This is a genomic window from Bacillus sp. VT 712 (genome assembly GCF_001614195.1).
Taxonomy (GTDB): domain Bacteria; phylum Bacillota; class Bacilli; order Bacillales; family Bacillaceae_H; genus Priestia; species Priestia flexa.
Genome location: NZ_LWBK01000019.1, coordinates 42,920 through 67,447, shown reverse-complemented (window position 1 = coordinate 67,447; position 24,528 = coordinate 42,920). Strand labels below are relative to the sequence as shown.

27 protein-coding genes, 1 pseudogene and 1 riboswitch are annotated in these 24,528 nt (G+C 39.0%); of the genes and pseudogenes, 4 read left to right on the top strand and 24 right to left on the bottom strand.

The genetic code is table 11. From position 1 onward, the window contains the following. Window positions 1–921: a CobW family GTP-binding protein gene (locus tag A2U94_RS11225; RefSeq protein WP_035319869.1), complete on the top strand. Its 921-nt coding sequence runs from the start codon at window positions 1–3 to the stop codon at window positions 919–921. A gap of 58 nt (window positions 922–979) precedes the next feature. On the opposite strand, the gene ykzB is transcribed toward A2U94_RS11225, so the two are convergent. After that, complete coding sequence (ykzB, locus tag A2U94_RS21545) at window positions 980–1,132, bottom strand: protein YkzB (protein ID WP_167556146.1); 153 nt, start codon at window positions 1,130–1,132, stop codon at window positions 980–982. A 208-nt stretch (window positions 1,133–1,340) separates the two neighbouring features. Here ykzB and A2U94_RS11220 point away from each other — a divergent pair, with 208 nt between their 5' ends. Beyond that, on the top strand, window positions 1,341–1,667 hold the full coding sequence (locus tag A2U94_RS11220; protein WP_025907707.1) for a MerR family transcriptional regulator: 327 nt from the start codon (window positions 1,341–1,343) through the stop codon (window positions 1,665–1,667). A gap of 97 nt (window positions 1,668–1,764) precedes the next feature. Here the strand turns inward: A2U94_RS11220 and rarD are convergent, their stop codons facing one another. The 16 genes and pseudogenes from rarD to A2U94_RS11140 all read right to left on the bottom strand — a co-directional run bounded on the left by rarD (window position 1,765) and on the right by A2U94_RS11140 (window position 14,009). Further along, window positions 1,765–2,709, bottom strand: coding sequence for an EamA family transporter RarD (gene rarD, locus A2U94_RS11215; RefSeq protein ID WP_025907706.1), 945 nt, complete (start codon window positions 2,707–2,709; stop codon window positions 1,765–1,767). Window positions 2,710–2,846: 137 nt separating this feature from the next. Then, window positions 2,847–3,419, bottom strand: a complete 573-nt coding sequence (locus A2U94_RS11210; protein ID WP_025907705.1) for a cob(I)yrinic acid a,c-diamide adenosyltransferase — start codon at window positions 3,417–3,419, stop codon at window positions 2,847–2,849. Between the two features lie 4 nt (window positions 3,420–3,423). After that, window positions 3,424–3,852 (bottom strand): bifunctional adenosylcobinamide kinase/adenosylcobinamide-phosphate guanylyltransferase, encoded by a 429-nt coding sequence (locus A2U94_RS11205; protein WP_025907704.1) that lies wholly within the window; start codon window positions 3,850–3,852, stop codon window positions 3,424–3,426. After that, a complete protein-coding gene (locus A2U94_RS11200) occupies window positions 3,804–4,418 on the bottom strand; it encodes a histidine phosphatase family protein (RefSeq protein ID WP_035319883.1) in 615 nt (204 codons plus the stop codon). Before A2U94_RS11200 ends, A2U94_RS11205 begins: the two co-directional genes overlap by 49 nt. Beyond that, window positions 4,376–5,155, bottom strand: coding sequence for an adenosylcobinamide-GDP ribazoletransferase (locus A2U94_RS11195; protein ID WP_025907703.1), 780 nt, complete (start codon window positions 5,153–5,155; stop codon window positions 4,376–4,378). Before A2U94_RS11195 ends, A2U94_RS11200 begins: the two co-directional genes overlap by 43 nt. Continuing rightward, on the bottom strand, window positions 5,146–5,706 hold the full coding sequence (locus A2U94_RS11190) for a bifunctional adenosylcobinamide kinase/adenosylcobinamide-phosphate guanylyltransferase (RefSeq protein WP_025907702.1): 561 nt from the start codon (window positions 5,704–5,706) through the stop codon (window positions 5,146–5,148). The genes A2U94_RS11195 and A2U94_RS11190 overlap by 10 nt, the downstream gene beginning before the upstream one ends. Next, the gene (gene cobD, locus A2U94_RS11185) at window positions 5,700–6,782 is read right to left on the bottom strand and encodes a threonine-phosphate decarboxylase CobD (RefSeq protein ID WP_025907701.1); all 1,083 of its coding nucleotides are present in this window, start codon (window positions 6,780–6,782) and stop codon (window positions 5,700–5,702) included. The genes A2U94_RS11190 and cobD overlap by 7 nt, the downstream gene beginning before the upstream one ends. Then, entirely contained in the window at window positions 6,757–7,740 is a 984-nt protein-coding gene (cbiB, locus tag A2U94_RS11180; protein ID WP_025907700.1) for an adenosylcobinamide-phosphate synthase CbiB, read from the bottom strand. Before cbiB ends, cobD begins: the two co-directional genes overlap by 26 nt. 5 nt (window positions 7,741–7,745) lie before the next feature. Further along, window positions 7,746–8,402, bottom strand: a complete 657-nt coding sequence (locus tag A2U94_RS11175) for an adenosylcobinamide amidohydrolase (protein WP_488175719.1) — start codon at window positions 8,400–8,402, stop codon at window positions 7,746–7,748. Window positions 8,403–8,436: 34 nt separating this feature from the next. Beyond that, window positions 8,437–9,378, bottom strand: a complete 942-nt coding sequence (locus tag A2U94_RS11170; protein WP_025907698.1) for an ABC transporter substrate-binding protein — start codon at window positions 9,376–9,378, stop codon at window positions 8,437–8,439. A 162-nt stretch (window positions 9,379–9,540) separates the two neighbouring features. Next, window positions 9,541–9,722: riboswitch (cobalamin riboswitch) on the bottom strand. A 202-nt stretch (window positions 9,723–9,924) separates the two neighbouring features. After that, a pseudogene (locus tag A2U94_RS11165) lies at window positions 9,925–10,389 on the bottom strand (DinB family protein). A 190-nt stretch (window positions 10,390–10,579) separates the two neighbouring features. Next, a complete protein-coding gene (locus A2U94_RS11160) occupies window positions 10,580–10,894 on the bottom strand; it encodes a thioredoxin family protein (protein ID WP_025907697.1) in 315 nt (104 codons plus the stop codon). A 120-nt stretch (window positions 10,895–11,014) separates the two neighbouring features. Then, complete coding sequence (locus tag A2U94_RS11155; RefSeq protein ID WP_025907696.1) at window positions 11,015–11,731, bottom strand: anthrax toxin lethal factor-related metalloendopeptidase; 717 nt, start codon at window positions 11,729–11,731, stop codon at window positions 11,015–11,017. 150 nt (window positions 11,732–11,881) lie between these two features. After that, window positions 11,882–12,484 (bottom strand): YpjP family protein, encoded by a 603-nt coding sequence (locus A2U94_RS11150; RefSeq protein ID WP_025907695.1) that lies wholly within the window; start codon window positions 12,482–12,484, stop codon window positions 11,882–11,884. Between the two features lie 192 nt (window positions 12,485–12,676). Beyond that, window positions 12,677–13,462, bottom strand: coding sequence for a class I SAM-dependent methyltransferase (locus A2U94_RS11145; RefSeq protein ID WP_025907694.1), 786 nt, complete (start codon window positions 13,460–13,462; stop codon window positions 12,677–12,679). Window positions 13,463–13,574: 112 nt separating this feature from the next. Next, the gene (locus A2U94_RS11140; RefSeq protein ID WP_025907693.1) at window positions 13,575–14,009 is read right to left on the bottom strand and encodes a BrxA/BrxB family bacilliredoxin; all 435 of its coding nucleotides are present in this window, start codon (window positions 14,007–14,009) and stop codon (window positions 13,575–13,577) included. Between the two features lie 210 nt (window positions 14,010–14,219). Between A2U94_RS11140 and A2U94_RS11135 the strand changes: the two genes are divergently transcribed. After that, on the top strand, window positions 14,220–15,077 hold the full coding sequence (locus A2U94_RS11135) for a polysaccharide deacetylase family protein (protein ID WP_035319866.1): 858 nt from the start codon (window positions 14,220–14,222) through the stop codon (window positions 15,075–15,077). A gap of 330 nt (window positions 15,078–15,407) precedes the next feature. On the opposite strand, the gene A2U94_RS11130 is transcribed toward A2U94_RS11135, so the two are convergent. The 6 genes from A2U94_RS11130 to A2U94_RS11105 all read right to left on the bottom strand — a co-directional run bounded on the left by A2U94_RS11130 (window position 15,408) and on the right by A2U94_RS11105 (window position 22,145). Continuing rightward, window positions 15,408–16,532: a conserved virulence factor C family protein gene (locus tag A2U94_RS11130; RefSeq protein WP_025907692.1), complete on the bottom strand. Its 1,125-nt coding sequence runs from the start codon at window positions 16,530–16,532 to the stop codon at window positions 15,408–15,410. Window positions 16,533–16,606: 74 nt separating this feature from the next. Beyond that, on the bottom strand, window positions 16,607–18,505 hold the full coding sequence (locus A2U94_RS11125; protein ID WP_025907691.1) for an ABC-F family ATP-binding cassette domain-containing protein: 1,899 nt from the start codon (window positions 18,503–18,505) through the stop codon (window positions 16,607–16,609). Next, on the bottom strand, window positions 18,486–19,142 hold the full coding sequence (locus A2U94_RS11120) for an HD domain-containing protein (protein ID WP_025907690.1): 657 nt from the start codon (window positions 19,140–19,142) through the stop codon (window positions 18,486–18,488). The genes A2U94_RS11125 and A2U94_RS11120 overlap by 20 nt, the downstream gene beginning before the upstream one ends. Window positions 19,143–19,249: 107 nt before the next feature. After that, complete coding sequence (locus tag A2U94_RS11115) at window positions 19,250–19,726, bottom strand: glutathione peroxidase (RefSeq protein WP_025907689.1); 477 nt, start codon at window positions 19,724–19,726, stop codon at window positions 19,250–19,252. A 71-nt stretch (window positions 19,727–19,797) separates the two neighbouring features. Then, a complete protein-coding gene (locus A2U94_RS11110) occupies window positions 19,798–20,334 on the bottom strand; it encodes a hypothetical protein (protein WP_025907688.1) in 537 nt (178 codons plus the stop codon). Between the two features lie 122 nt (window positions 20,335–20,456). After that, window positions 20,457–22,145: a formate--tetrahydrofolate ligase gene (locus tag A2U94_RS11105; protein ID WP_025907687.1), complete on the bottom strand. Its 1,689-nt coding sequence runs from the start codon at window positions 22,143–22,145 to the stop codon at window positions 20,457–20,459. A 325-nt stretch (window positions 22,146–22,470) separates the two neighbouring features. Between A2U94_RS11105 and metA the strand changes: the two genes are divergently transcribed. Beyond that, entirely contained in the window at window positions 22,471–23,379 is a 909-nt protein-coding gene (gene metA, locus A2U94_RS11100) for a homoserine O-acetyltransferase MetA (protein WP_025907686.1), read from the top strand. A 51-nt stretch (window positions 23,380–23,430) separates the two neighbouring features. On the opposite strand, the gene A2U94_RS21155 is transcribed toward metA, so the two are convergent. Next, window positions 23,431–24,474, bottom strand: a complete 1,044-nt coding sequence (locus tag A2U94_RS21155) for an N-acetylmuramoyl-L-alanine amidase (protein ID WP_025907685.1) — start codon at window positions 24,472–24,474, stop codon at window positions 23,431–23,433. Between the last annotated feature and the right edge of the window lie 54 nt (window positions 24,475–24,528).

Sequence of the window (24,528 nt, the reverse complement as noted above, 5' to 3'; positions counted from 1 at the left end):
ATGATAAACAAAACTGAAATTTATATCTTATCCGGCTTTTTAGGAAGCGGAAAAACATCATTGTTAAAAAATGCATTAAAGCAAGAAAAAGAAAACGGCCGTCAAATCGCCGTTATTATGAATGAACTTGGCAAAGTCTCTATCGACTCCGATGAAGTAGAAGAAGACACGCCGCTTAAAGAATTACTAAACGGATGCGTTTGCTGCACCATTCAAGGACAGTTTGAAACGCAGCTCCATTCGCTTCTACAAGAAAATAAGTTAGATGCCATTTACATTGAAACGACAGGTGTAGCACATCCAATTGAAGTACTAGACGCCTGCATGTCTCCCCTCTTTGCTAACGATGTCGTTGTAAAGTGTATCGTGACAACGGTAGACGTTCACAGATGGCAAGACAGAGGCAGCTTAAGTATTCAATTGCAAAAGCTACTCCAAGAACAAATTCGACATGCAGATGTCATACTATTGAACAAAGCTGACACATTATCTGAATCAGCTAAAGCAGCGCTACTGTATGAAGTTCAATCAATTAACCCACAAGCAGCTTGCGTATTCACAAGTTATTCTTCTATTCAGTTGAAACTTTTAACAAGTGCGAAGCTTTCAGAGAAACAAGCGCACCAGCAAGCTCATGTTGAAAAACAGTTACACTTAAAAACATTTGTTTATGAATTTAAAAATTCAGTTGACCTTGAAAAATTTGAAGATTGGCTACGTCATACGCCAGATACAATTTATCGAATGAAAGGTTATTTACGCTTTACTCACTCTACTGATACGTATTCATTTCAGTACTCGTATGGAATGCCTTTATATATGAAAGAGCTGTTGAAAATGCCAACTAATCTTGTCATCATCGGAGAAAATCTTCGTCATGAACAGTTAAAAAAAGAGCTTACAACTTTAGATCAAGTCTAAACACAAAACTCCCGCCAAAGCGGGAGTTTTTTTATCGTACGGGGATTACTACCCCTTACTATCCATTTTGGACTCTCCTGAGAATTTCATAAGCATGGTTACCTGCTAAAACGGTTAATTCTTCAAACTTTTCATCTCTTTTTAAATCCAGCTCAATAATTTCTGTAGCAAGTTTTATAACTTGTTTCTTTATCACTTCGTTGTCGCTCATCTTTTTTATTCCTTTCTTAGTAACTTTTTCTGTTCTATTTTATAAGAATCATTTCCTAATTTCATCATCTTTGTTATTTTTCCTCACATTTATCTAAAAAATATCACATAATTATGTTAGAATATATAACATGTTATAACTTTTTTGTATTTTTTTCCTTTATAATAAGGATATAACATAATTATCATACACTCAGGGGTGAGGGAGATTGTCCACAAATGAAGCATCTTATCGTGACAAAAAGGTTATGTCAATTGGCATCGTGAAGGAATTGACGGGACTATCTGAAAGACAGATTCGCTATTACGAAAAGCGCAGCTTATTGTTTCCAGAGCGTACAAATACAGGAATTCGAAAGTATTCCTTTTCAGACGTAGAACGGTTAATGGAAATCGCAGATCGCATTGAAGAAGGGGTACAAACAAGCGAAATTCGAACTGAGCTAGCAAAAAAAGATGAAGAACGAAAAATGAAAGAAGTTAAAAATCAAATGCTACGTGGGCAGTTAAACGCTCACTTTCAACGCAAGCTATAATATACATACGGTGGTGTTCATTCCTAATACTACCGTCTCCTTTCATTTTTCTCACAAAAAAAGTTCAACATCCAGCATACAGATGTTGAACTTTATATTACAAACCTACCGAACGGCTCTTGCGAATCTTGGGTTGATGAGCGACCATGAACTTTGTTTTTGATAATGCAAAGATAACCGATCCGCCCCAAATAAATAAAAAGGCAATCATATGAACACTAGAGAATGCTTCATGATAAACAAAAACACCTAAAAGTAAGGTCATCGTCGGTGCAATATACTGTAAAAATCCAACCATAGATAGAGGGATTAAAGGTGCACCTTTTGCAAAATATAAAAGCGGCATGGCCGTCGCAACGCCTCCTCCAATCAGCAGTAAGCTTGTTGTCGGATTGCCAACTACAAAGCTAGAATCCCCTTTGGCATATAGCACAATAAAGTACACAAGTGCAATTGGTGTGACCATAAATGTTTCGAGAGTCAAACCAACTTTAGCTTCTAGCTGAATGGTCTTTTTCACAAGCCCGTATATACCGAAGCTAAAAGCAAGCCCTAACGATACCCAAGGAAACTCTCCATAGTGAAGTGTTAAAAACAGCACGCCAATAGCGGCTAAACCTACTGAGATAACCTGCCAGAAATTCAGCTTTTCTTTTAAAACAACAATACCTAACAGCACGCTCACAAGAGGATTGATATAATAACCAAGGCTGGTTTCAATAATCCTTTCATTATTGACAGCCCAAATATAAATAAACCAATTAAGACTAATTAATAAGGACGCCGAAAATAAAATAAGCGTTTTTTTTGGATGACGAAATAAATACCCAATGGTTTCTTTAAGACTACCAAGCTGCCGTGTTATGCACAGCAATAGTAGCATAAATAAAAACGACCAAATCACGCGATGGGCTAAAATTTCGTCTGCAGGAACGTTATCTACCAGCTTCCAATATAAAGGAAACACTCCCCACATCACATACGCACTAGCCGTATATACTAGGCCGGCTTGATAAGGTTGTTTCAATGTACCTTTATTCATTCTCCTAACCTCTTTTCTCTTTCTTTACACTGCTTTTATTATAGAGGCAACCGCTGATTTTTTACAGACATTTATTTCAGGTTTCGAATATTTTACAAATAAAAAAGTGTGGATAAAAAATATCCACACTTTTTTATTTATTTTTTCTTTCCTTTTTTAAATACTTTCGCACTGCGAATATACTCAACATCTTGTACATTTTCTCGTGAGTTGGCGATGCGCGCAGCTGCAAAGAAGTAATCGGATAAACGATTTAAATATTGAAGGACCGCATCGTTAATTTTAAACTCTCGCTGAACCCCAACAACCAATCTTTCGGCTCTTCTTGTCACGGTGCGGCACACATGAAGTGTTGCTGCTGCTTGCGTACCTCCTGGCAAAATAAACCGCTCAAGCTCAGGTGCTTCTTTCATATATTCATCAATTCTTCGTTCTAATACTTCAATCATACTTGCTTCAACTTTATAAGGGTGATCATCTCTCGCAAAAGCTAAATCACTTCCACAATCAAATAGCTCGTGCTGAATTGTCACAAGCTCTTCTTTTAATTCATTAAATACCCTATCATTTAACTGAGTAATTGCTTGACCTACATAGCTATTTAACTCATCAATTGTCCCGTAAGCTTCCACTCGAATGTCGTCTTTATTTACACGACCTCCTATTAAACTTGTTTGCCCTTTGTCTCCTGTTTTTGTATAGATATTCATTCCCTTATTCCTCCTTTATCCGATTCGAAATTCCATACCAGATGCGGTCAACTGTTTCCGCTTCTGCTACAAGCATTTGATAAACATAGCCACATGCATCACGCCAACTGCGATCATTTTGGCTCATTGGAACAATCCCTTTTCCAATTTCTGTTCCAATAACAATTACATTTTCTAGCAGGTTCTCAGCTCGCCATGCTTGTAATTGTTCTTTGAAATAGCAACACACTTCTTCAACAGTTTTACCGCTATCAATTAATTCTTTAATGTATAGCTCCATTCCTTCTATAACTATGTATTGATCTCCTTTTACGAGTGTAGGCATTTTTATAAAGTCTTCATAAGCACTATGCCACTCTGTAATTTGGTTCTCATACTGTTTCTTTACCCATTTTCGCTTCCCATTGAACGCACCACCGAATACGAAATGCATGGCTTTCTCTCCTTTATATCATCCTTTTTGAAACGCAGTCGTATTCCTTCTCCATACGAAAAAGAATGATCCCAAAATGAAGACTGTTCTAGAAAATAAGAAGTAATGAAGCGAAGAGGTCCACCGTGAGTGACAACCGCTGTTAAACTAGCCTTTTGCTGCAGCATCAAATCAACGGTTCGATCCCAAGCTTTCCAAATTCGACTAGAGAAGGCTTCAAAACTTTCCCCGTTGGGCGGTTGCTCTTCAAAAGGCGCATCAATCCACTTTCGATATGCGGAATCATTTTTTAACTGCTCATATGTACGCTCTTCCCAATCGCCAAATGAAAGTTCACGCCAATCTTCAAAGACAGTATATGGCTGATTGGGAAATAATATTGCGCTCGTTTCTCTTGTACGATTCAAATCACTTCCAACAACTAAGTCCGGCACCACATCCGACGCTTTTAACATTGCAATTCCTTCACTACTTAACGACGGATTGCTCCATCCGATGTACTGGCGCAGCTTATTAGGTTCTGTTAAACCGTGCCGAATAAATAGCATATCCACATACTCAACCATACAAGGGTTTCCCCTCCTTCAATCGTTGCTCCAATGACATCTCCCGTAATGCCTCCAAACTGAGCGCGATAAAATTTAATCCATATAAAAACAGTGATAGCACCAATTAAAACTACAGCTTTATTTTCCATTAAATAGACAAGACCTGCAATCATTAGTATGCTCATTGCAGCATAGATCCACTTTTGTCTTTCAGTTGAGCCTTTTTGAAAATAAGAAGCTAACCCTGTTTCTTTAGCGGGCTGATCCCAAAGCAAAATCCACCCTGCTACAATACGAGGCAATACAAATACGCTCATGAACGTAACTAAATTAATTGATTCAATGTTAATCAGCTCATTTATTCCGCTAAAACGCAGAGCTAATAGAGCTAGAATTGACAGAACTGCAAATGCACCTACGTTAGGATCACTTAAAATCACAAGCTTTTTTTCTCTTGGTTGATGTGAAAAATAAGCATCGCTCACATCTATCCATCCATCTAAGTGTAAGCCTCCTGTGAGTATCCCACCAGCTAGCATAAGCAAAATAGCCGTCGTGACAGTGCTAACCCCTAACCATTCTAGACCTAAAAATAGCCCATAGCTAACTGCTCCTATACAAGCGCCAATCCATGGTAGAAAATAAAGTGCTTTGGCCGTGCGCTTTTCCGTCCATTGAATTGTTTTTGCTGTTGGCAAGATTGTAAAAAACTGCAGTGCTAAGCGCGCGATGACCATCCACTCTTTTACTGCCATGCTGTTTCATCTCCCTTATAGTAGCAGGAAATACCCGCTTCTACACAAATCGCCAAGTCTGCTTGATTCACAATCTCCTGATGAATTCGCCCCAATAACTTCATATATGTAAACGTAGGTCCCTTTAGGACGCTCTCTTCAAACAACTCGTTTGATACAATGATAAGATGCTGACATCGCTCATTCAATTGATGAATTACTCCTACCATTTTGTTGAATAGTTCGTTTGCTTTCAAATGAGATTGCCACTTTTCTTCCTTGGTAAAAAGCTCGTTTGCCAGCCAATTTGTAGCACAATCTAGCAAAATGACATCCGTTTCTTGAATCGATGAATAGATACCAGATAGATCTTTTGGAACTTCAAGAGTAGACCATGACAAGTTAGAATCATTTCGTTGCTGTTGGTGCAGCGAAATTCGCTCTTGCATTTCATGATCAGTGACGCGGCTAGTCGCTAGATAGACGGCACGATTGGTCATTAGCTTTTGAACAAATGCCTCTGCCGCTGCTGACTTTCCGCTGCGAACACCTCCGGTTACAAATACTAACATGACAACCCGACCCCTTTTTTCAATACGCTAATAAGCTGATCATTCTCTGCTTGTGTTTTGACTGCTAATCGAACATAACGACCGTTTAAACCTAGGAAATTCTCCGTGTGTCTTGCTACAATTCCTTCTTGTGCTAAAAATGACAGCCATCCAGCTGAAGTGTAACTCTCTGGAATACTGCATAAATAGTAGTTAGTTGCCGACTGAGATATGGTAAACCCTAGCTTTTGTAACTCGTTTGTCACTCGCTTTCTTTCTGTATCAATATACTCGACCGTCTTATTCACGAACTCCGCTTCAGATAAGCACCACCGGCCAATTTGCTGCGCCATACCATTCACACTCCAAGGTGGCTGCTTTTGCATCAACTTAGTAATGATGCCTTGATGAGCTAAAACATACCCTAACCTTACCCCTGCAATATTGAACATTTTTGTCATAGAGCGAACAATGATTAGATATGGATACTTTTGAATCCATCGATCAAACGAGAAAGCTCCCTTTACAAAATCAATAAACGCTTCATCAACAACTAGATAAGTCTTCTCACGATGAGCTAAGTCAATTAGCTCTTCCCACTCATTTATGTCATACATTCGTCCGGTAGGGTTGTTGGGATGACAAATCCATATGACTTTTAAGATTGGAAGCTTTTGTTTTATTTCCGACATATTCCAATTCCAATTATCTGTTTCTTCCAGAGAAATATGAATGATTTCACAGCCATGAGCTAAACTCGCCTGTTCATATTCAATAAAAGTAGGCTGTAAAATCCCTACCTTTTCGTTTGAAAATATGGAAGCAAGCAAAAAGAAGGCTTCTGCTGCACCGTTTGTTACTAAGACTTCATTAGAAGTAAGCTTATGGTAAGTAGCAATGAGGCCCGTTAGCTTTTTCACATCAGGATCAGGATAAGAAAAAGCGATTTCTCTAAGTTCATCCCAATTTTCATTAATGATATTCGGTGCTCCTAAAGGGTTTGTATTCACGCTAAAATCAATGAATGAACGTTCTGCATTTTGGCCTACCGCCTCTAGAAAAATTGCGGGGTTAGCTCCATGTGTAGGTAATGCCAATCAGTATCCCTCCTATCAGATAAAAAAACCAAGTACACCAAACGGTCCGCTTCATCACTTGGACTGTTTTAAAAATATGACTAACATTTAAAGAATAAAGAGGATCTCCCATTTTCGCACGATTTGAAACAATTCCTTTGTATGTGTTGCGACCTCCTAGCTGAATGCCAAGCAAAGCGGCAACAGCACTTTCACCATAGCCGCTGTTTGGGCTCGGGTGTTTAGGTGCATCCCTTTTAATTATGCTAAACACATGCTTTGCTGTAAATTCACTGTGCATTACGTTACTAATAACCATAATAAACGCTGTCAGCCGACTAGGGATAAAATTCAACCAGTCATCTAATTTCGCACTAAAGTATCCAAACTTTTCATACATAGGATTTTTATAGCCCACCATTGAATCACACGTATTAATACTTCGATAAAAAAAAGCGCCTGCTCCGCCTAATACAAAAGCAAAAAATAAAGGAGCTGTAATGCCATCACTTGTGTTTTCCGCCACTGTTTCAACTGTCGCTCTGGCAATTTCGCTTTCGTCAAGCTGATCGGTATCTCTTCCCACAATCATGCCCACTTGAAAGCGCGCTTCCTGTAAGTCACCTTTTTGTAAAGGCAGCGCTACTTTATAGGCAGCTTCCCCCAAAGATTTTGTTGAAATTGTGGTAGCAATCATTATGCCTTCGACTATAATTCCAATCCAGTAGGAAATTTCATATAGAGCGATTAGAAGAGCTAGAGGTAGTACAAAACACCATACTACCATGCTTAATACAAGGAACAGACCGTTCATTCGTTGAAACTTACCTTGGTTTAAACGCTTATCAATGAAAGAAATCCAGCGTCCAAACCACCTGACGGGATGTGGCCAATTTACAGGATCTCCGATAATGGCATCTAATACAAGCGCCATTGAGATAGCTAGCAAATGCGCTACAATTAATTGTTGAAAGTCCATACACATCACCTTTTTTGAATGGTTTCAAGTAAACTTAGCTTAACGAGCTTTCCTACCGCTTGTCCCAGAGCCGTCATGGACCCACCGTACTCATACATGCTACCGGTTTGGCTTGCGGCAATACAAATGCTATCAGTAGATGTTCCTGTCGCAAGCGTCTCTGTGTTCGAATCTTGCACTCCCAGCTCGTAAAGCATTCGCGTTTTCACTTCCGTTGCTGCGATAAACAGCTGTAAAAACGCAGCATCCGTTAATTTCCCGTCAATAAATATGAACATATTAATCGTTCCAGGCCCTGAAGAAAATGGAGTAATATCATCAGACGTCAAATCAACGGCATTACCAACTCCGGCAGTAATAATAGATGAGACTGTAAGACCATCTTTACAATATGTATAAACCGATTTGTTCCGTAAATAAACAGCCGTCATCAACCCTACTACTTTATCATAAACGAAGCCTTTTTCTTTTAAAAATGCTCTATATTCTTCAGCAGGTGAATCAGCACGGTAGTATTTGTGTACAAAACGATTATAAAAAACGTTAGTCTCAAGCATACCATCTCCTAGTACGCCTGAACTGTACGCTTTAAACGGTATACTTGTTTTCATCGTTAATAATTCATCATCCTGCTCAAGACGTAACGATAAAAAAGGACCAATTCCTTTTTGAATTGGAATATGGTCCTTTTCTCGATTAATTATACACCTCAGGATATACGGCTTTCGCGAACTCTTCTAACCCTTCTACAATTCGTGGTCCAGGTCGATTTGTTTTATTAGAATCAACGTTTACGATTTGATTTTCTTTTACAGCTGTAATATCGCTCCATGCTGGACGATTTTTGATTTCGTTGGCGTCACCATCATATGTTGTAACGATTGTATCTGGATTTAGCTCAACCACTTTCTCTTCCGAAAGTTTTACCCATCCCTCTTCATTTCCAGCTACGTTTTCTGCTCCGATTATTTTAATCATTTCATCCATAAACGTACCTTTACCAGTTGTATAAATCTCAGGCGCAGGTGAAACCTCTACCCATACTTTCTTACGATCTTCGTCTTTAATTTCTTTCGCTTTTTCTTCAATTTCTGAAACAGCAGCTTTCATTTCTTTTACTGTTTTATTTGCTTCATCTGTTTTGTTCGTTAGTTTTCCGATGTTCCCAATCGTTTCATACACAGTATTGAAATCAGTTGCATCATTTACAACAAATAATGGAATACCAGCACTTTCAATTTGCTTAAAAACTTCATCCGACATTCCTATGCTTGAACCATGAGCTAACACAAGGTCTGGATTTAATGCAATAACTTTTTCTGCGTTGATATTCATATCTCCTACCTGCTCTTTTTCTTTCACGCTTGCAGGATAATCATCGTTGCTTGTTACTCCGATTAATTCTTTTTCAAGACCTAACTCATAGAGGATTTCCGTGTTACTTGGCATAAGAGAAACAATTTTCTTGGGTGCTTGTTCAACCGTTACTTCTTCTCCTCTTGCATCTTTAACCGTAACAGCTTGCTCTTTTGATTGCTTTGTTTGCTCTGTTTGTTTGCTTCCTTCATCAGTTGCCCCACACGCTGCAAGAACAACAAGGAACATCGCAACAATAACAGATAATAACCACTTTTTCATTTTGATAACCCCTCCTAATTATGTATCGGTTATGAAGTCGCTCAGCACACATAAAAAAACTTTACTTTCAATCGAAAGTAAAGCAGGTAACGTTAAATGATGCGAATGACTTTCGCATTGTTTATGTACGTCAAATACCCTGCTTCCCCTCTCCTCGAAGGTTTCACAGTTGACAATAAGGCAGGTCTCCTGACTTACGTATATGATGTACTAAGCCTTCCCACTTTTCAAACAGTGGCATCTTTAGACATCTAACGTTTACAGTGGCGGGACCGCGTTGGACTTGCACCAAACTTCCCTTTTCACTCAATGTTAAAATTGAGACCTTATTGCTTCACGATTATTCACCTGTCTTAGTATAACGCACTCCATTCAAAATGGAAATAGAAAATCGACATAACTTTCATACATTTTAGGTCAGAAGTTCTAGCAAAGTAATAGTAAGATATAAACATTTTTGCTATTGTATCATTATGATAGGCTGAAAATTTAGGGGTAAGTCTTTGGAGTCTGTGAAAAGACTCTTTTTTTATAGCCTAATTACTTTTAAACAGGAGGGTTTTCCACGCCTACACCAACCCATCCTTCTTTGGTGGGACCGTATACACCAAAAGGTTCAATTCCAGCTTGACGCATAAGTACCGTAACTTGTCCACGGTGATGAATAATATGTTTGATTAATCCCATTAAAATTTGAGCATTCGTCTCTTGTCGACCAAAGGCTGTTTGAACTTCTTTTAACGCTTCATCTATCCACTGCTGGTTAATAGCTTTCGCTGCTTGTAAGCTAATTCTATTGAAAACTCCAGCAATCTCTTTAGCGGAAGAGGGTACATGTTCAGCATTTGCTAGCTAATCTATCTCCAACCCAAAATGAGCCAAATAGTCTGGAATATTTGTTGTAAAGTGCCACACAATTCTTCCTAGAGTACGACCTTCTGTATAAACTTTTTGAGTTAGCATGGCTTCGCGGTTCCACTCTTTAATAAAATCTTCTCCTGTTATGTACATTCAAAACCCCTCCATATTACCATGTATTCCCACATTTAAATTACAAAACGTACGTTCGTGTTCTACAAGCTTGTTTTTATCTAATAAAGTGTTTAAAGACAAGAAAGACTCTTAAAAAATAAGAGCGGGACGTTTAGCAAAACTCTATACAAAAAAGCTACTTGCTTATGTAAACAAGTAGCTAATCAACTTAGATTGAACTTAAAAACTCACGCACTGCTTCAGGTGTTTTTGCATTTGCACTATGAAGATGTGCAATTTTCTCACCATTTTTATAAACAAGAAGAGACGGAATTCCCATTACATTGTTTGCTGCAGAAAGTTCTTCAAACTCATCTTTATCCACTTCAAACCAAGCTTTATCTTGGTTTTCTTCAATAATTTCACCAATAAACATATCAAGGCGTTTACAGTCTGGACACCATGTTGTTGTGAAGATACCAACGCTTAGCTCTTCTCTTTTGATTTGTTCATGAAACTGCTTTTCCTCTGTAATCTTTTTCATTACTAAATCCTCCAATACCAAACTTCATACAATTATGTTCGTGTTTAACAATCTTTGTCAAATCACTCATTTCTATTATAACGAATTCATTTCGATTTATCATATTACTTGCTTGGCACCTTAAAAGTTCCGTCCACCAATCACTTCTTCTAAGTAACGAGCTGTTTTCGGAGCATTTTCTTTCAAATAAGTACGCGTAAACGAATTTGCATAATACATTGCAAATACTTCAGCAAAGTATTCTTCTGGGTAGTTTAAAAAGTAATGTTGATTTGGAAATAATATTTGTTTCTCTTCGTTCCAAACCGTTAAAAATTTCTCTTTATGACGGAGGTTGTGTAAAATATGACGATCAACCGTGTGAGCAATCTCGTGAAGCTCTAGATTGACCGAACCGTGCCCTTGCCCTTTTTTGCTGTGACCAATTTTTACGTAAACCGTTTTTGAACCTCCCGCCCCAGGGACGTCGTCCCACACTTTACTCGAAAGCTCATAGCCTCTTGGTACTTTTCCTTTTAAAAATAAAAAACCTGGCTCATCGGTTAGCTGGCCATTAAACAACTTTATATTAATTTCTTTTTGAGCCATTTCTTTTAAGAGCGGGGACGGTATGCGACTAATATAGTGCAAGCTAGTCATTACTTCTTGTTCGTTATAGTTGTCTTTTGGGATGTAAACTATTTCATTTAGATAGCGAGAAATGTATGATTGGTTGCTTGTTTCCATTCCAATATCCACATTTTTTAATAGCGTATAATTTCTTTCAAACGAAGAATACGTTATTGCTGGACCCATGCCAAGCAATAACATGCAAACAAATAAGATTCTCTTTTTCACCTGCTGTTCCTCCCCTAGCTTTATGCTATCACATAAAGCTAGGGAGACTCCCAAGCAAATCTTGGCATCTACTCTTCTCATACAACCTATCAGCAGAGATAAATAAAAAAACTAGATTTATCAAAATCTAGTTTTAGTCACTGAACCTGATTACGACATCCATTTTGGAGGCATATTACGGTTCCAATAAATTTTCCCTAACGTATAGTGTTTTTGAAAATTATCTTCTGCTTTATGATAATGGAAGTTAAACCAATACCCATCTTTTGGAGGGTTCTCTCGCCGCACATGAAAGCGAATTAAATCTTGCCCAGACTGCAGATCATAAACGTGAAAAATTTTCTCTCCGTAACCCGAAGCTGGATGCTCACTTATCTCTAGGTTTGTAATATCTTGTTCTCTTTCTGTGCCAATATCAGTAAGGACTTTTTCAATCTCTGGTAGGACAGCCCCTCGAAACTCCTCTTCAATAACAGGGCCAATTTTCGTTCCAAACTTTTCAACGGACTGTTTCTCTGCTTGGTCCATTGCATATGCAACAAATGAATCAACATCTTCAAACTTAAAGTGGATAGAGGGAAGCTCAGCATCTTCAAACGTGGTTGTGGAAGGCACAACATCACGTATATAGCCTGATTTATGCTGCTTGTCGGCTTTCGCGTCATCAACGTATAAATACTCAGGTGGCGTGACAAGCCCAAATGTAAATACCGTAATTAATACAACGAGCATTCTTTTCAACCATCTAGGCATCTTTATCGATCCTTTCAATTCTTCTTTCATTCAACTATTTTTAATATAGTGTGTATTGTATCATATTTCAATTTTTTTCACCTTTTTTTAAAAACTTTTTTCTTACTTAAAAAATATAGTTTAAAAATTTTTTTATACTGCTTTTAGTTTCCCTCTACCTCTTTTATAGTGAATACAAACCATATTTTTATTTTATCTACCTTCCTTTATCTCAATAACACCGTAATGAAAAGCGGCGGTTTTACGCTTATACACATGAAATTGATGCTCATGAAAACGCGTGCTTTTGTAATGATCTTTAAGCACAACACGCTTCCTTGCAACTCGCTTTGCCTGCGTCATAACTTGCTCCGTTAGCGGTGTGTATAAAGCAAGTTGCTTTAACCCTTGAATTCCGTTAGAGTCAGCAAGGTTTGCTTCAAACATGGGATCAAAATAGACAATATCAAATGAATTATCTTCACAGCAATGAAGATATGTTTCGAATGTTTGGTGCACGACAGAGATTCTGTTCATCGCTTCATCTATTTCACGAATACCACTTTTCCACGTTTTTAAGCCTTGCTTTAATAAATACGCCATAAAACGATTTCCTTCTAATCCCTTTACTAGCCCGCTTTCTCCGACGGCAAGGCTGGCAATAATACTATCGGAAGCAAGTCCTAGCGTGCAGTCTAATACGCTCATACCAGTTGTTAATTTTGCGGCTTGAATAAACGGGTCTTGTTCACCTTTTAATAACCGCTTTGCCCGAAACATCGCTGAGTTTGGATGGAAGAAAAATGGTTCTTCTGCTTCTTGGATATGTAGTTCCATTCTCTCTTTTCCAACAACTAAAAGATCTGATTTTTCTTTTTTCTGCAACGTTTTCACAGATGTTTTTGCTCGAGCAACGTATGGAATGTGCAAATCATTTGCTACGCTTTTAGCAAATCTAATCATCTCTTCATCCGTTCTCCCAGCTGTCGTTACAATCATTGATTTTACTCCTTTCCACCTAAGCTACATTATTTACGCAGAAGAAAAAGGATGCCTGAAGACATCCTTTTCGCGTCTTACATTATTCACCTACTTCGTAGCACGCTATAAATTAGCAGTGCTTGTTAAAACCGTCTAAAATATTTTCAAAAATGGCTTCTAATGATTGACCTTCAATTTCGTGACGTGGAATGAAGTGAACAACTTCTTTTCCTTTTAATAGAGCCATTGATGGAGAAGATGGTTCAATATCACCAAAATATTCTCTCATCTTTGCTGTTGCTTCTTTGTCTTGGCCAGCAAATACAGTAACCGCTTGATTCGGTTTATTTTCAGCATGTAAAAATGCTTGTGTTGCCGCAGGGCGAGCTAACCCAGCAGCGCATCCGCATACGGAATTCACAACAACAAACGTTGTACCCTCTGCATTTTCCATAAATTCTGTTACCGCTTCTTCTGTTGTAAGCTCTTTATACCCAGCACGAGTTAACTCTTCACGCATCGGCTTAACAAGCTGACGCATATATTCTTCATATGCCATTGACATCGTAATCTTCCTCCTTACAATAATTCATCCACACATCATACTACAAATGCCAGGAAAAATCTAGCTAGAGCTCGGTTCAGTACCACATAAATTGAGAAGAAACAGCAATTACTAAAATTCGTTCAATTTTTGCCGTATTTTACTATTATTCTTCCATTTTTTATACTATAGTTATAGGTAGAAGTTTATACATAGAAAGGATTTTTTCAATTGAAACCGGCTTTACAGAAATCAAAACAATTTTACATTGGAATTAGCTTAGTACTACTCATTTTTCTTTTATTGGTGGCAATTGGCAAGTATACGAATGCACAAACAATGAGTGCAGCAGCAAAAGAACCCTTGGCTTACACACCAATGCCACAAAAAGAAAACGGTGTAAACTATGCAGGCAAGACGTTAAACACATTACATCACAGCGCGTATTTAGCAAATACGCTAAACGATCGCAACGAACCGCTTACTAAACCAATTTTTATTACGTTTGATGACGGACCTAACAATGATACTCCAAAAATCTTAGATACTCTAAGAGACTACAACGTCAAAGCAACGTTCTTTTTATTAAAGAATCAAATTGACCGATATCCTGACATCGCTAAGCGCATTGTTGCTGAAGGGCATAGCGTCGGATGTCATGGAGTTTCACATGATATTCATCAGATGTACGGGCAAGATGGCGCTGCTTTAAACGAAATGACAACGTGCTTAAAAGCTCTTAAGGACGTGACTGGCGTTGATAGCAAGCTCATCCGCGTACCTTTTGGTAGCGTGCCGTACTTAAAGGAACCGCATAGAACACAGCTGACTTCTCGTTACCAGCTGTGGGACTGGAATATTGACAGTGAGGATTGGGCGCTACGCTCTGCGCCAAAAATCATTCAATCCATTGAGCCACACATTGAACATGTGAATGCAAGCGAACAAACACCGGTTATCTTATTTCACGATAAGCCTTTTACGGCACAGTCTTTGCCAACTATATTAACCTATTTACATTCTAATCATTATCAATCTATGACGATTAATAATACAATGAAACCATTGCAGTTTCCTTTTCACACATAAAAAAAGAGTTTGGGACATAACAAAATGATTGCTTCTAAGAGACGAACAATAGCTGTTCCAATCTTTTTGGTTTGTCTGAACACGTTCGTTCCATTGCGCTACGGCCACTCGCTTTCCGCGGGGAGGAACCTGAGCTTCCTCGCTGCGCTGCGGGATCTCAGTTTTCCCTCTCTTTCCCGCAGGAGTCGAGTGTCCTACGCTCCATTCCACCCTGTTTCCAACATTGTTTTCACAATCAACAAAAAACCTGAACGATTAAAAGTGAGAAACTCTCAATCGTTCAGGTTTATCATTGGTTGAATTACTTATGTCCCAGCCTCTTTTTTTCTCTTACCCTTTACGACTTTCCGTCATTTGTTTCCAAACGGATCCTTTTGCTTCTTCTCCGCCTGCAATTCGTTCAATTGCTAGTTTAATTTGTAAATCAACCTCAAACTCTGGATCGTTTTCCGCTGCTTTTAAGGCTGACAAAGCTGTTTCGTCTCCTACTTCGTATAAAAACATTGCTGCTCTCCAGCGCACAAGCTTACTTTTATCTTGTAGCGCTTCACACATCGCCGCAATCCCTTCTTCAAACCCTAAATCTGACATACAGTCTCCTGCAGTACGACGAACCGTTACAGATTTATCTTTTAAAGCTTTATATAAGAATGGAAGGACTTCTTTCGATTCAATCATTCCAAGATAGACCGTTGCTAAGCGGCGGATGGATGCTTTTTCATCATCAAGCGCTTTGTTCAAAACGGGTAAATCCTCTTCTGTTGGATTCATTTGCTCTAAATGAGCATAACGAACTGTCCAATCTTCCTCATCTAACATTTCTTCTGTTACTTTATATGCTTCGCGTGGCTTTACAACTTGCTCTCCACTTTCCTCTTGCTTTGCAAGTTGGACAAGTCGATTCAAACGCTCCTCAGGATAAGCTGCTGATAATTCCTCTACAACATCTTCTCCAATTGCTTCTAGTTCACCGTAGCGAACTCCTTGCTCTTTCCATTTACGCTCCAATACAACGTTTGATGCAAATTGCTGAACTTCAGCAACCGCTTTTGCAAAACGATCTGGAAGCCCAAATCGCTTCTCTTCTGTTCCATCCGTTAACTTTACTTGCATAGGGACATTTTTAAACAGTTGAACAGCTACGCTCACTTCCCCGTAGTGCTCATTAATCTGCTGGTTTTCAGTCTCATCCTGTATGTCTTCTCCAAAAGCTGCGCGAACCTGAGGTAAAATTTGTTTCCAATCATATTTTGCATTACGCTCAACTGCCAAAAAATCAGCGACGTGATATACGCCTTTTACGCCTTCAACCTTCATGATTTCTTGAATAACCGCTGGGGCTTCATGACTATTATCTTTATGGTAGTTGTTGCTTTTTCCTCCAGGCAACACTTCATTTAAATTGATCTTCATTGTATTCGGACTTGGTGTGGGTTCAATAGATTTAATCTTCATACACTCATACTCCTCAATTTCATTTTTTTACATTGTAACATGCTCAAAAACAGAGGGTCTAATCACCTGCTTTTTTACGCATTTTCAATTTCTTCAATTAGTTCCGAAAGCTCCGTCCAGCGTTCTAGCAGCTCATTTAAATCATCGTTTGCTTGCTCTTGTTCCATCGATAAGGTATGGGCTTTGGAGTAATCACTTCCAGCTCGTTCAATTTCAGCTGTTAAGCGTTCAATCTCCTCTTCTTTGGCTGCAATTTTATCTTCAATTTCATCCCATTCTTTTTGCTCTTTATATGATAAGCGACGCTTTTTCTGCTTTTCTTGTACTCTAGGCTTTTCTTCTTTCACTTTGGTCTCTTGCACTTGTTTTTGCTTTTGACGTCTTGCTTCTTCCAGCTGATCCGTATAAGCACCGTAATAGGTTGAAATGACGCCGTCTCCTTCAAAGACCAACAAGTAGTCAGCGACTTTATCTAAGAAATAGCGATCATGTGAAACAGTAATAACAACGCCTGGAAATTCCTCTAGATAGTCTTCTAGAACCGTTAACGTTTGTGTATCTAAATCATTGGTTGGCTCATCTAACAGCAACACGTTCGGTGAGGTCATTAAAAGCTTCAATAAATAAAGGCGACGACGTTCTCCACCTGAAAGCTTTCGAATAGGCGTTCCGTGTGTATGAGAAGGAAATAAAAAACGTTCAAGCATTTGCGAAGCTGAAATTACTTTTCCATCCGTCGTTTGGACGATTTCAGCTGACTCTTTGATATAATCTAGCATTCGTTTATTTAAGTCCATATCGTCACTTTCTTGCGTATAGTACGCAATTTTAACAGTTTGCCCACGATCAACCTCTCCGCTATCAGGTCCAATACGACCAGCAAGCATGTTTAAAAGCGTTGACTTCCCGCTTCCATTTTTACCGACAATCCCAATCCGATCTCCTTTTTTCACAATGTGAGTGAAATCGTTCAAGAGCATCTTACCTTCAAATGCTTTTGACACTTCTTTTAGTTCAACAACTTTTTTTCCTAAACGACTGCCTGCTAAACTTATATCCAGTCCCTCTTTTTCAGTACTTCCTACTTTTCCTTCAAGTTCTTCAAATCGTTGAATGCGCGCCTTTTGCTTCGTTGTTCGCGCCTTGGCACCACGTCGAATCCAAGCTAATTCATTACGGTATAAATTACTTAACTTGGATTGCGTTGCTTTTTCTTGCTCTTCACGAAGTGCTTTCCCTTCCAAAAACGCTCCATAATTTCCTTTGTAACTGTATAAATTACCACCATCTAATTCAAAGATGCGATTCGTAACGGCGTCTAAGAAGTAACGATCATGCGTTACGAGTAAAACGGCACCTTGATACTTCGCTAAATATTCTTCTAGCCATTTTACCGTTTCATAGTCCAAGTGGTTTGTCGGTTCATCTAAAATTAAAAGATCCGGCGTTTGAATTAAGCTTTGAGCAATGGAAACACGTTTTTTCTGACCACCAGATAATGCCCCAATTTTCTCTTGCATATTGGTAATACCAAGCTTCGTTAGAACGGCTTGGGCACTAGAGTTCGCTTCCCATGCGTTCATTGCATCCATCTTTTGCTGAAGATCATATAAATTCTGCTGCGCTTTTTCACTCGAAGCATCTTGCTGGAGCTCGTACAGCGCAAGCTCATATTGCTTTAATAACTGAAGAAGCGGCGTATCACCGCTGAAGACTTGCTCTAGCACCGTAAGTTCAGGATTAAAATCCGGGTGTTGAGGCATATACGTAATGCGGTAATCCTTCGCGTGCATGACTTCGCCACCATCGGCTATTTCCAGTCCTGCAATAATTTTTAGCAACGTTGACTTTCCTGTACCGTTGACACCAATTAAGCCAATTCGTTCATTTTCAGTAATGGTAAAGGTTAAATGATTAAATAAGTTCTTTTCCCCATACGTTTTTGTTAATTCTTCAATCGTAATCATTTTCATTGTTATAATTCCACTCTTTCTTAAATTGTGCTAAAAAGCCAAGCATATAGTCATGACGTTCCTTTGCAATTGCTTTAGCTGTGTATGTATTCATTCCTTCGTACAACTTCAGTAGCTTTTCATAAAAATGGGCAACAGCCGTTGACTTTCCATTTCGATATTCTTGTTCCGACATCACGTCCCGAATCTCAATTGAAGGATTGTATAAAGGTGTTCCTTTAGCTCCTGCATACATAAATGTTCGCGCGATACCCACTGCTCCAATTGCATCCAAGCGATCCGCATCTTGCACAACTTCTCCTTCTAACGTCGTCATGTCCGGACGGTTTCCACCTTTAAAAGACACTGTTTTTAAAATATGTATAATATGATGACAATCCTTTTCGCTAATCCTGTGAACAATCAGCCACTCTTCTACTTCTTTGTAAGCTTTATTAACATCAACCACTAGTTTATCATCTACAACATCATGAAATAAAGCAGCCAGTTCGACTACCTGTTTATTTCCACCTTCTTTTTCACATAGAATCATAGCTAAATTGCGCACGCGATTAATATGCTGCCAGTCGTGGCCCGTAGTGTCATGTGCGAGCTTCTCTTTCACAAATGCTTCTGCTTCTTTTATCGTTCGCTTCATCTTAGCCTCCTTATGAAACGCATTTATTCAATTCATTTTACCACAAAGAAGCTCAGGGTGTTTGAGTAACAAAAAAGCAGATGAACACTACGCTCACCTGCTTTGCCTTATATTAATTCTTCAATGTCTTTCTTTATATCTTTTGGTGAAGTTTGTGGCGCATAGCGCTTAATTACTTCTCCTTGACGGTTCACAAGAAATTTAGTGAAGTTCCATTTAATTGTTTTAGATCCAAACACACCGGGCGCCTCTTCAGCTAAGTATGTAAATAGAGGGTGTGCATGTTCGCCTTTCACGTCCACTTTATCAAACATCGGAAAAGATACTCCGTAATTAAGTTCACAAAACTGTTCAATATCACCTGCGCTACCCGGCTCTTGACCACCAAACTGGTTACAAGGGAATCCAAGAATCTCTACACCTTGGTCCTTCATCTCTTCATAAAGTGCTTGAAGCTCTTTATATTGCGGAGTAAATCCACACTTACTTGCTGTATTAACAATGACCAAAACTTTATCTTCGTATTGGGAAAGCGACACTTGTTCACCTTTAATCGTTTTTGCAGAATACTTATAAACTGACATACATTCGACCTCCATTTAGTAAAGTATCGTTCATACCTTTATTGTAATGTATGAGATGTCGTTTCAACAATTTATAAGCGCTTATCATGTGCTTGCTGGTCATAATAATTTTTCAACTGGTCCATTGTTTGGAGCATATAGTCAATCATCTCAATTAAATCGGCCACTTGGTCTTCATAAACAAAGCGGTTAAACATCACTTTTACTTCATTTTCATATTCGTCAGTGTCAACTTCATGAATCACTCGTTGTTCAATTACTCGATTCTCTCCCCAAACTCTTTTACACAGCGTGCGAATTTCATTGCAGTCTTCAATCGTATAAGCAACGGCTTGCTTAATATAAAAAGCAATAAATACCGTACAGCCTGGCTTTTCCTGACGAGACGGAGTTAACTCAGCATGGATGCTATCTAAATCCGTTGAAAGAGCCAAGGTTGCCGTACAGCACGAATGCTGCTGAAATGAAATACGATACGTCCTCGTAAACCGAGCTAAGTCCATTAAGTCTTCACGATTTACAACCGATACTTGCCCCGATAAATCTAAATCGTATATTTCCCCTTCCACAACCACTTTTAAATTATCAAATACAATTGGATCAAACATCGTTCCACTACTTTCTTTACAATAAAATAATTTATCCTTTACTTGTTCTAACCATTTCCTATGATAACATACGCTCTTTGGAAAAAATAAGAAAAAGACGATGCACCCATCGCCTTTTCCTATTAAAAGATTCCTACTGCTTGTCCGTTCTCGTCGACGTCCATATTTAGCGCTGCTGGTCTTTTCGGGAGGCCAGGCATCGTCATAATTGAACCTGTTAAAGCAACTAGAAAACCCGCACCGATCGATGGCTTAAACTCACGAATTGTGATGCGGAAGTTTTCAGGTCTTCCTAATAGTTCTTGATCATCACTTAGTGAATACTGTGTTTTCGCCATACAAATCGGTAAGTACGACCATCCGTATTGTTCAAACTGGGCGATTTGCTTGTGGGCTTTTGGAGAGAAATCTACGCCACTCGCTCCGTACACTACTTTTGCAATCGTTTCTACTTTTTCTTCAACTGTCGCTGATAAATCATAAATCGGTGCAAAGTTTGACTCTTCTGTTTTCATGATTTGGAGAAGTTCTTTTGCTAAATCAATACCGCCAGCTCCACCTTTTTCCCACACTTCTGTGAGGGCTACTTTTACGCTGTTTTCTTCACACCAGCTCATAATCGTTTCAATTTCTCCTGTACTATCCGTAACGAAACGATTCACTGCCACGACGCACGGAACTCCAAATGCGCGAATTGTTTCAATATGCTTTTCTAAATTCTTCATGCCTTCTTGTAGCGCTTCAATATTTTCCTTACTTAACTCAGTTTTTGGAACGCCTCCGTGCATTTTCAATGCGCGGACGGTTGCAACAAGCACAACGGCTTCAGGCTTAATATCTGCCATTCGTGCTTTAATATTTAAGAACTTTTCTGCTCCTAAATCAGCTCCAAATCCTGCTTCTGTCACAACATAGTCACCTAATTTAGCCGCCATCTTCGTTGCAATCACGCTGTTGCACCCATGGGCAATATTAGCAAATGGACCGCCATGAATAAGAGCTGGCGTATGCTCTAACGTCTGGACGAGATTAGGCTTAATCGCATCTTTTAACAGAAGGGTCAGTGCTCCTTCCGAGTTTAAATCAGCGACCGTTACTGGCTCATTTTGATATGTATAACCAACTACAATGCGAGCCAATCGTTTTTTCAAATCTTGAACGCTTGTTGCCAAACAAAAAATGGCCATAATTTCTGATGCTACTGTAATATCGAAGCCATCTTCTCTTGGTACACCTTGAACTGGACCACCAAGCCCGACTACTACTTGACGAAGTGCACGATCATTTAAATCAACGACGCGCTTCCATGTTACTTTACGCGTATCAATTCCTAGCTCGTTACCTTGGTGAATATGATTGTCAATAATAGCTGATAGCGCATTGTTTGCTGTTGTAATGGCATGAAGGTCTCCCGTAAAATGAAGGTTGATGTCCTCCATCGGCACAACCTGAGCATAGCCACCTCCAGCTGCTCCTCCTTTAATTCCCATGACTGGACCTAAAGAAGGCTCACGCATGGCGATAATTGCTTTTTCATTCAGCTGTTGAAGGGCTTGTGCCAGTCCTACAGTTACCGTAGACTTCCCTTCACCTGCAGGGGTCGGATTAATGGCCGTCACCAAAATAACCTTGCCATCCTTTTGGTCTTTTAAGCGTTCCATAATGTCCAATGAAAGCTTTCCTTTATAATGGCCGTATGGCTCGAGCTCCTCTTCTAAAACACTTAGCTGAGCTGCAATATCCTTAATCGGTTTCATCTTTGCTTCTTGAGCGATTTGTAAATCACTTTTCACTTGTTTCTTGGTTGTCATGTTATCCTTCTCCTTTTTCATACAAATGAATGCACGCTCTTTTTACCATTAAAAGAACCTTATTTATGTATATTAGTCTTATCTAAGTATTACCTAGCACTTACCGTTGATATTGTATCATTTTTGGCTTAAATTACGAATAAGAAACTCTACTTTTTCGAAAATTCAGTTGATTAATATTCTGTATATTCATATAATAGTGTATTGTATATAGAAATGAAAATCGTCTTTGAAAAAACCATTCAAGAGATAAAAAAATCTGTGTGCTCACTATATATAGTGATTGATTGCACGTTATATTACGAAAAAACAGGAGGAAGTTTTATTGCCTATTAACATCCCGCGTGATCTACCAGCAAAAGAAATTTTAGAAAAAGAACGTATTTTTATCATGGATGATGTACGGGCATTTAATCAAGAAATTCGCCCTTTAAATATTGCGATTTTAAATTTAATGCCTGAAAAAGAAAAAACTGAAACACAGCTGCTTCGTCTGCTGGGTAACTCACCGTTACAGGTACATATTACGCTTCTGCACCCAGCAACCCATGAAGCGAAGACAACGAGTAAAAATCATTTGGATCAGTTTTACAAAACCTTTAAGCAAATTAAACACCAAAAGTTTGATGGCATGATCATCACCGGTGCACCAATTGAACATATTCCATTTGAAGATGTGAATTACTGGTCGGAGCTCACTGAGATTATGGATTGGTGTAAGACAAACGTTACGTCAACGATGCATATCTGTTGGGGAGCTCAAGCTGGGTTATATCATCATTTTAACATTGATAAAAGACCGCTTGACGAAAAATGTACAGGTGTGTTCACACACACTTCTCTTCAAGAGCCTATTAAGCTTCTGCGAGGGTTTGATGATCTCTTTTTCTCCCCTCATTCACGCAATACAGATGTGGACTTAAATGAAGTGAAAACTCACCCCGATCTAACGTTGCTATCACACTCAGAAGAAGCAGGTGTCTACTTAGTCATGTCAAAGGATGAAAAGTTCATTTTCGTAACAGGTCATCCTGAATATGATGTTCAGACGCTACAAGATGAGTTTATGCGGGACAAAACAAAAGGAATGGATGCAAAGTTGCCTGAGCACTATTTTCCAAATGATGATCCAACCCGTGCTCCGCTCAAAACGTGGCGCTCGCACGCAAATCTATTATTCATGAACTGGTTAAACTATTATGTTTACCAAGAAACGCCTTATGAGTGGAAATGAAAGAACCTGGTCACAAACAAAGCGGACTCTCTCTAGAGTCCGCTTATTTCTTTAAAATAATGCACGCCACGTATTTATACCAATGATTCCATCTACGGAAAGGCCTTTGCTACGCTGAAATGCTTTTACTGCACTTAACGTGTTGGTGCCAAAAATGCCATCAATAGTGCCTGGATTATGGCCAGAAATATAAAGAGCGGCTTGTGCAATCCATGTTAAATTTCCACGAGCCCCTTGTACAATATTTACAACGGCATTCCTTGTATTACTCCCATAAATACCATCTACGGCTAAGCGAGCATTAAACTGCGTGTTCAGCTCAGACTGTAGACCTTTAATAAGCGCTGCTTTTGTATTAGGTCCATAAATGCCGTCTACAGCAATGCCTGTTTTATAGCGAGAATTTAACGTTTGTTGAATGGTACGAATAACAGTATCTCCCGAAGTTGAAGCTGGCGGAGCTGAAGGCTTTGGTGGTGTTGGCTGTGGTTTTGCAGGTGCTTTTGGCGGCGTTGAAACTGGTGTTGGCGTAGGTGTAGCCCCTGATTTTGCAGGCAACCTTAAAAAAGTTGCCATTCCTTTTGCATAGGCATAGGCTATATTCTGTAAAAACGATTCGTTTTTAAGCAAAGTCGCATCTGCAGCTCGATCAATAAAAGCAATTTCAGTTAGAACAGCCGGCATATTTGTACGACGAAGCACGGCATAAGAGGCTGTTTTTTTCCCTCGGTTTGGATGGTTGTAACCGCCTATTACTTTCTTTACTTCATCATGTACTGCATTTCGCAACGAAACAGAGCTAACTCTTCGACCCGTATAAATATAATCTTCGTATCCTGTTCCACCTCCAGCGTTCACGTGAATAGACATAAATGCGTCTGCTCCCCATGCGTTTGCCCGACTTGCTCTTTCACTTAGTGACAAAAACACATCCGTTGTACGCGTAGTGCGAATGGTAAACCCCGTATATTGATCATTAAAAAATTGAATCATGTATTGCTGAAGTTTTAATACTAAATTTTTTTCAAGCAGCCCACTTGACACGGCCCCTGAATCGTGACCACCATGTCCTGCATCAAGATAAATTTTTTTCATATCGCTTGTCTCCTCCCTATATTTAAATTATGCTGCATTCGCTTATAGCGACAC

What these genes read in the sequence shown, in the direction of transcription:
- A2U94_RS11225 (WP_035319869.1), top strand. Translation starts at nt 1, where the DNA reads ATGATAAACAAAACTGAAATTTATATCTTATCCGGCTTTTTAGGAAGC.
- ykzB (WP_167556146.1), bottom strand. Translation starts at nt 1,132, where the DNA reads ATGAGCGACAACGAAGTGATAAAGAAACAAGTTATAAAACTTGCTACA.
- rarD (WP_025907706.1), bottom strand. Translation starts at nt 2,709, where the DNA reads ATGAATAAAGGTACATTGAAACAACCTTATCAAGCCGGCCTAGTATAT.
- A2U94_RS11210 (WP_025907705.1), bottom strand. Translation starts at nt 3,419, where the DNA reads ATGAATATCTATACAAAAACAGGAGACAAAGGGCAAACAAGTTTAATA.
- A2U94_RS11205 (WP_025907704.1), bottom strand. Translation starts at nt 3,852, where the DNA reads ATGCATTTCGTATTCGGTGGTGCGTTCAATGGGAAGCGAAAATGGGTA.
- A2U94_RS11200 (WP_035319883.1), bottom strand. Translation starts at nt 4,418, where the DNA reads ATGGTTGAGTATGTGGATATGCTATTTATTCGGCACGGTTTAACAGAA.
- A2U94_RS11195 (WP_025907703.1), bottom strand. Translation starts at nt 5,155, where the DNA reads ATGGCAGTAAAAGAGTGGATGGTCATCGCGCGCTTAGCACTGCAGTTT.
- A2U94_RS11190 (WP_025907702.1), bottom strand. Translation starts at nt 5,706, where the DNA reads ATGTTAGTATTTGTAACCGGAGGTGTTCGCAGCGGAAAGTCAGCAGCG.
- cbiB (WP_025907700.1), bottom strand. Translation starts at nt 7,740, where the DNA reads ATGGACTTTCAACAATTAATTGTAGCGCATTTGCTAGCTATCTCAATG.
- A2U94_RS11170 (WP_025907698.1), bottom strand. Translation starts at nt 9,378, where the DNA reads ATGAAAAAGTGGTTATTATCTGTTATTGTTGCGATGTTCCTTGTTGTT.
- A2U94_RS11160 (WP_025907697.1), bottom strand. Translation starts at nt 10,894, where the DNA reads ATGAAAAAGATTACAGAGGAAAAGCAGTTTCATGAACAAATCAAAAGA.
- A2U94_RS11150 (WP_025907695.1), bottom strand. Translation starts at nt 12,484, where the DNA reads ATGCCTAGATGGTTGAAAAGAATGCTCGTTGTATTAATTACGGTATTT.
- A2U94_RS11145 (WP_025907694.1), bottom strand. Translation starts at nt 13,462, where the DNA reads ATGATTGTAACGACAGCTGGGAGAACGGATGAAGAGATGATTAGATTT.
- A2U94_RS11140 (WP_025907693.1), bottom strand. Translation starts at nt 14,009, where the DNA reads ATGTCAATGGCATATGAAGAATATATGCGTCAGCTTGTTAAGCCGATG.
- A2U94_RS11130 (WP_025907692.1), bottom strand. Translation starts at nt 16,532, where the DNA reads ATGAAGATTAAATCTATTGAACCCACACCAAGTCCGAATACAATGAAG.
- A2U94_RS11125 (WP_025907691.1), bottom strand. Translation starts at nt 18,505, where the DNA reads ATGAAAATGATTACGATTGAAGAATTAACAAAAACGTATGGGGAAAAG.
- A2U94_RS11120 (WP_025907690.1), bottom strand. Translation starts at nt 19,142, where the DNA reads ATGAAGCGAACGATAAAAGAAGCAGAAGCATTTGTGAAAGAGAAGCTC.
- A2U94_RS11115 (WP_025907689.1), bottom strand. Translation starts at nt 19,726, where the DNA reads ATGTCAGTTTATAAGTATTCTGCAAAAACGATTAAAGGTGAACAAGTG.
- A2U94_RS11110 (WP_025907688.1), bottom strand. Translation starts at nt 20,334, where the DNA reads ATGTTTGATCCAATTGTATTTGATAATTTAAAAGTGGTTGTGGAAGGG.
- A2U94_RS11105 (WP_025907687.1), bottom strand. Translation starts at nt 22,145, where the DNA reads ATGACAACCAAGAAACAAGTGAAAAGTGATTTACAAATCGCTCAAGAA.
- A2U94_RS21155 (WP_025907685.1), bottom strand. Translation starts at nt 24,474, where the DNA reads ATGAAAAAAATTTATCTTGATGCAGGACATGGTGGTCACGATTCAGGG.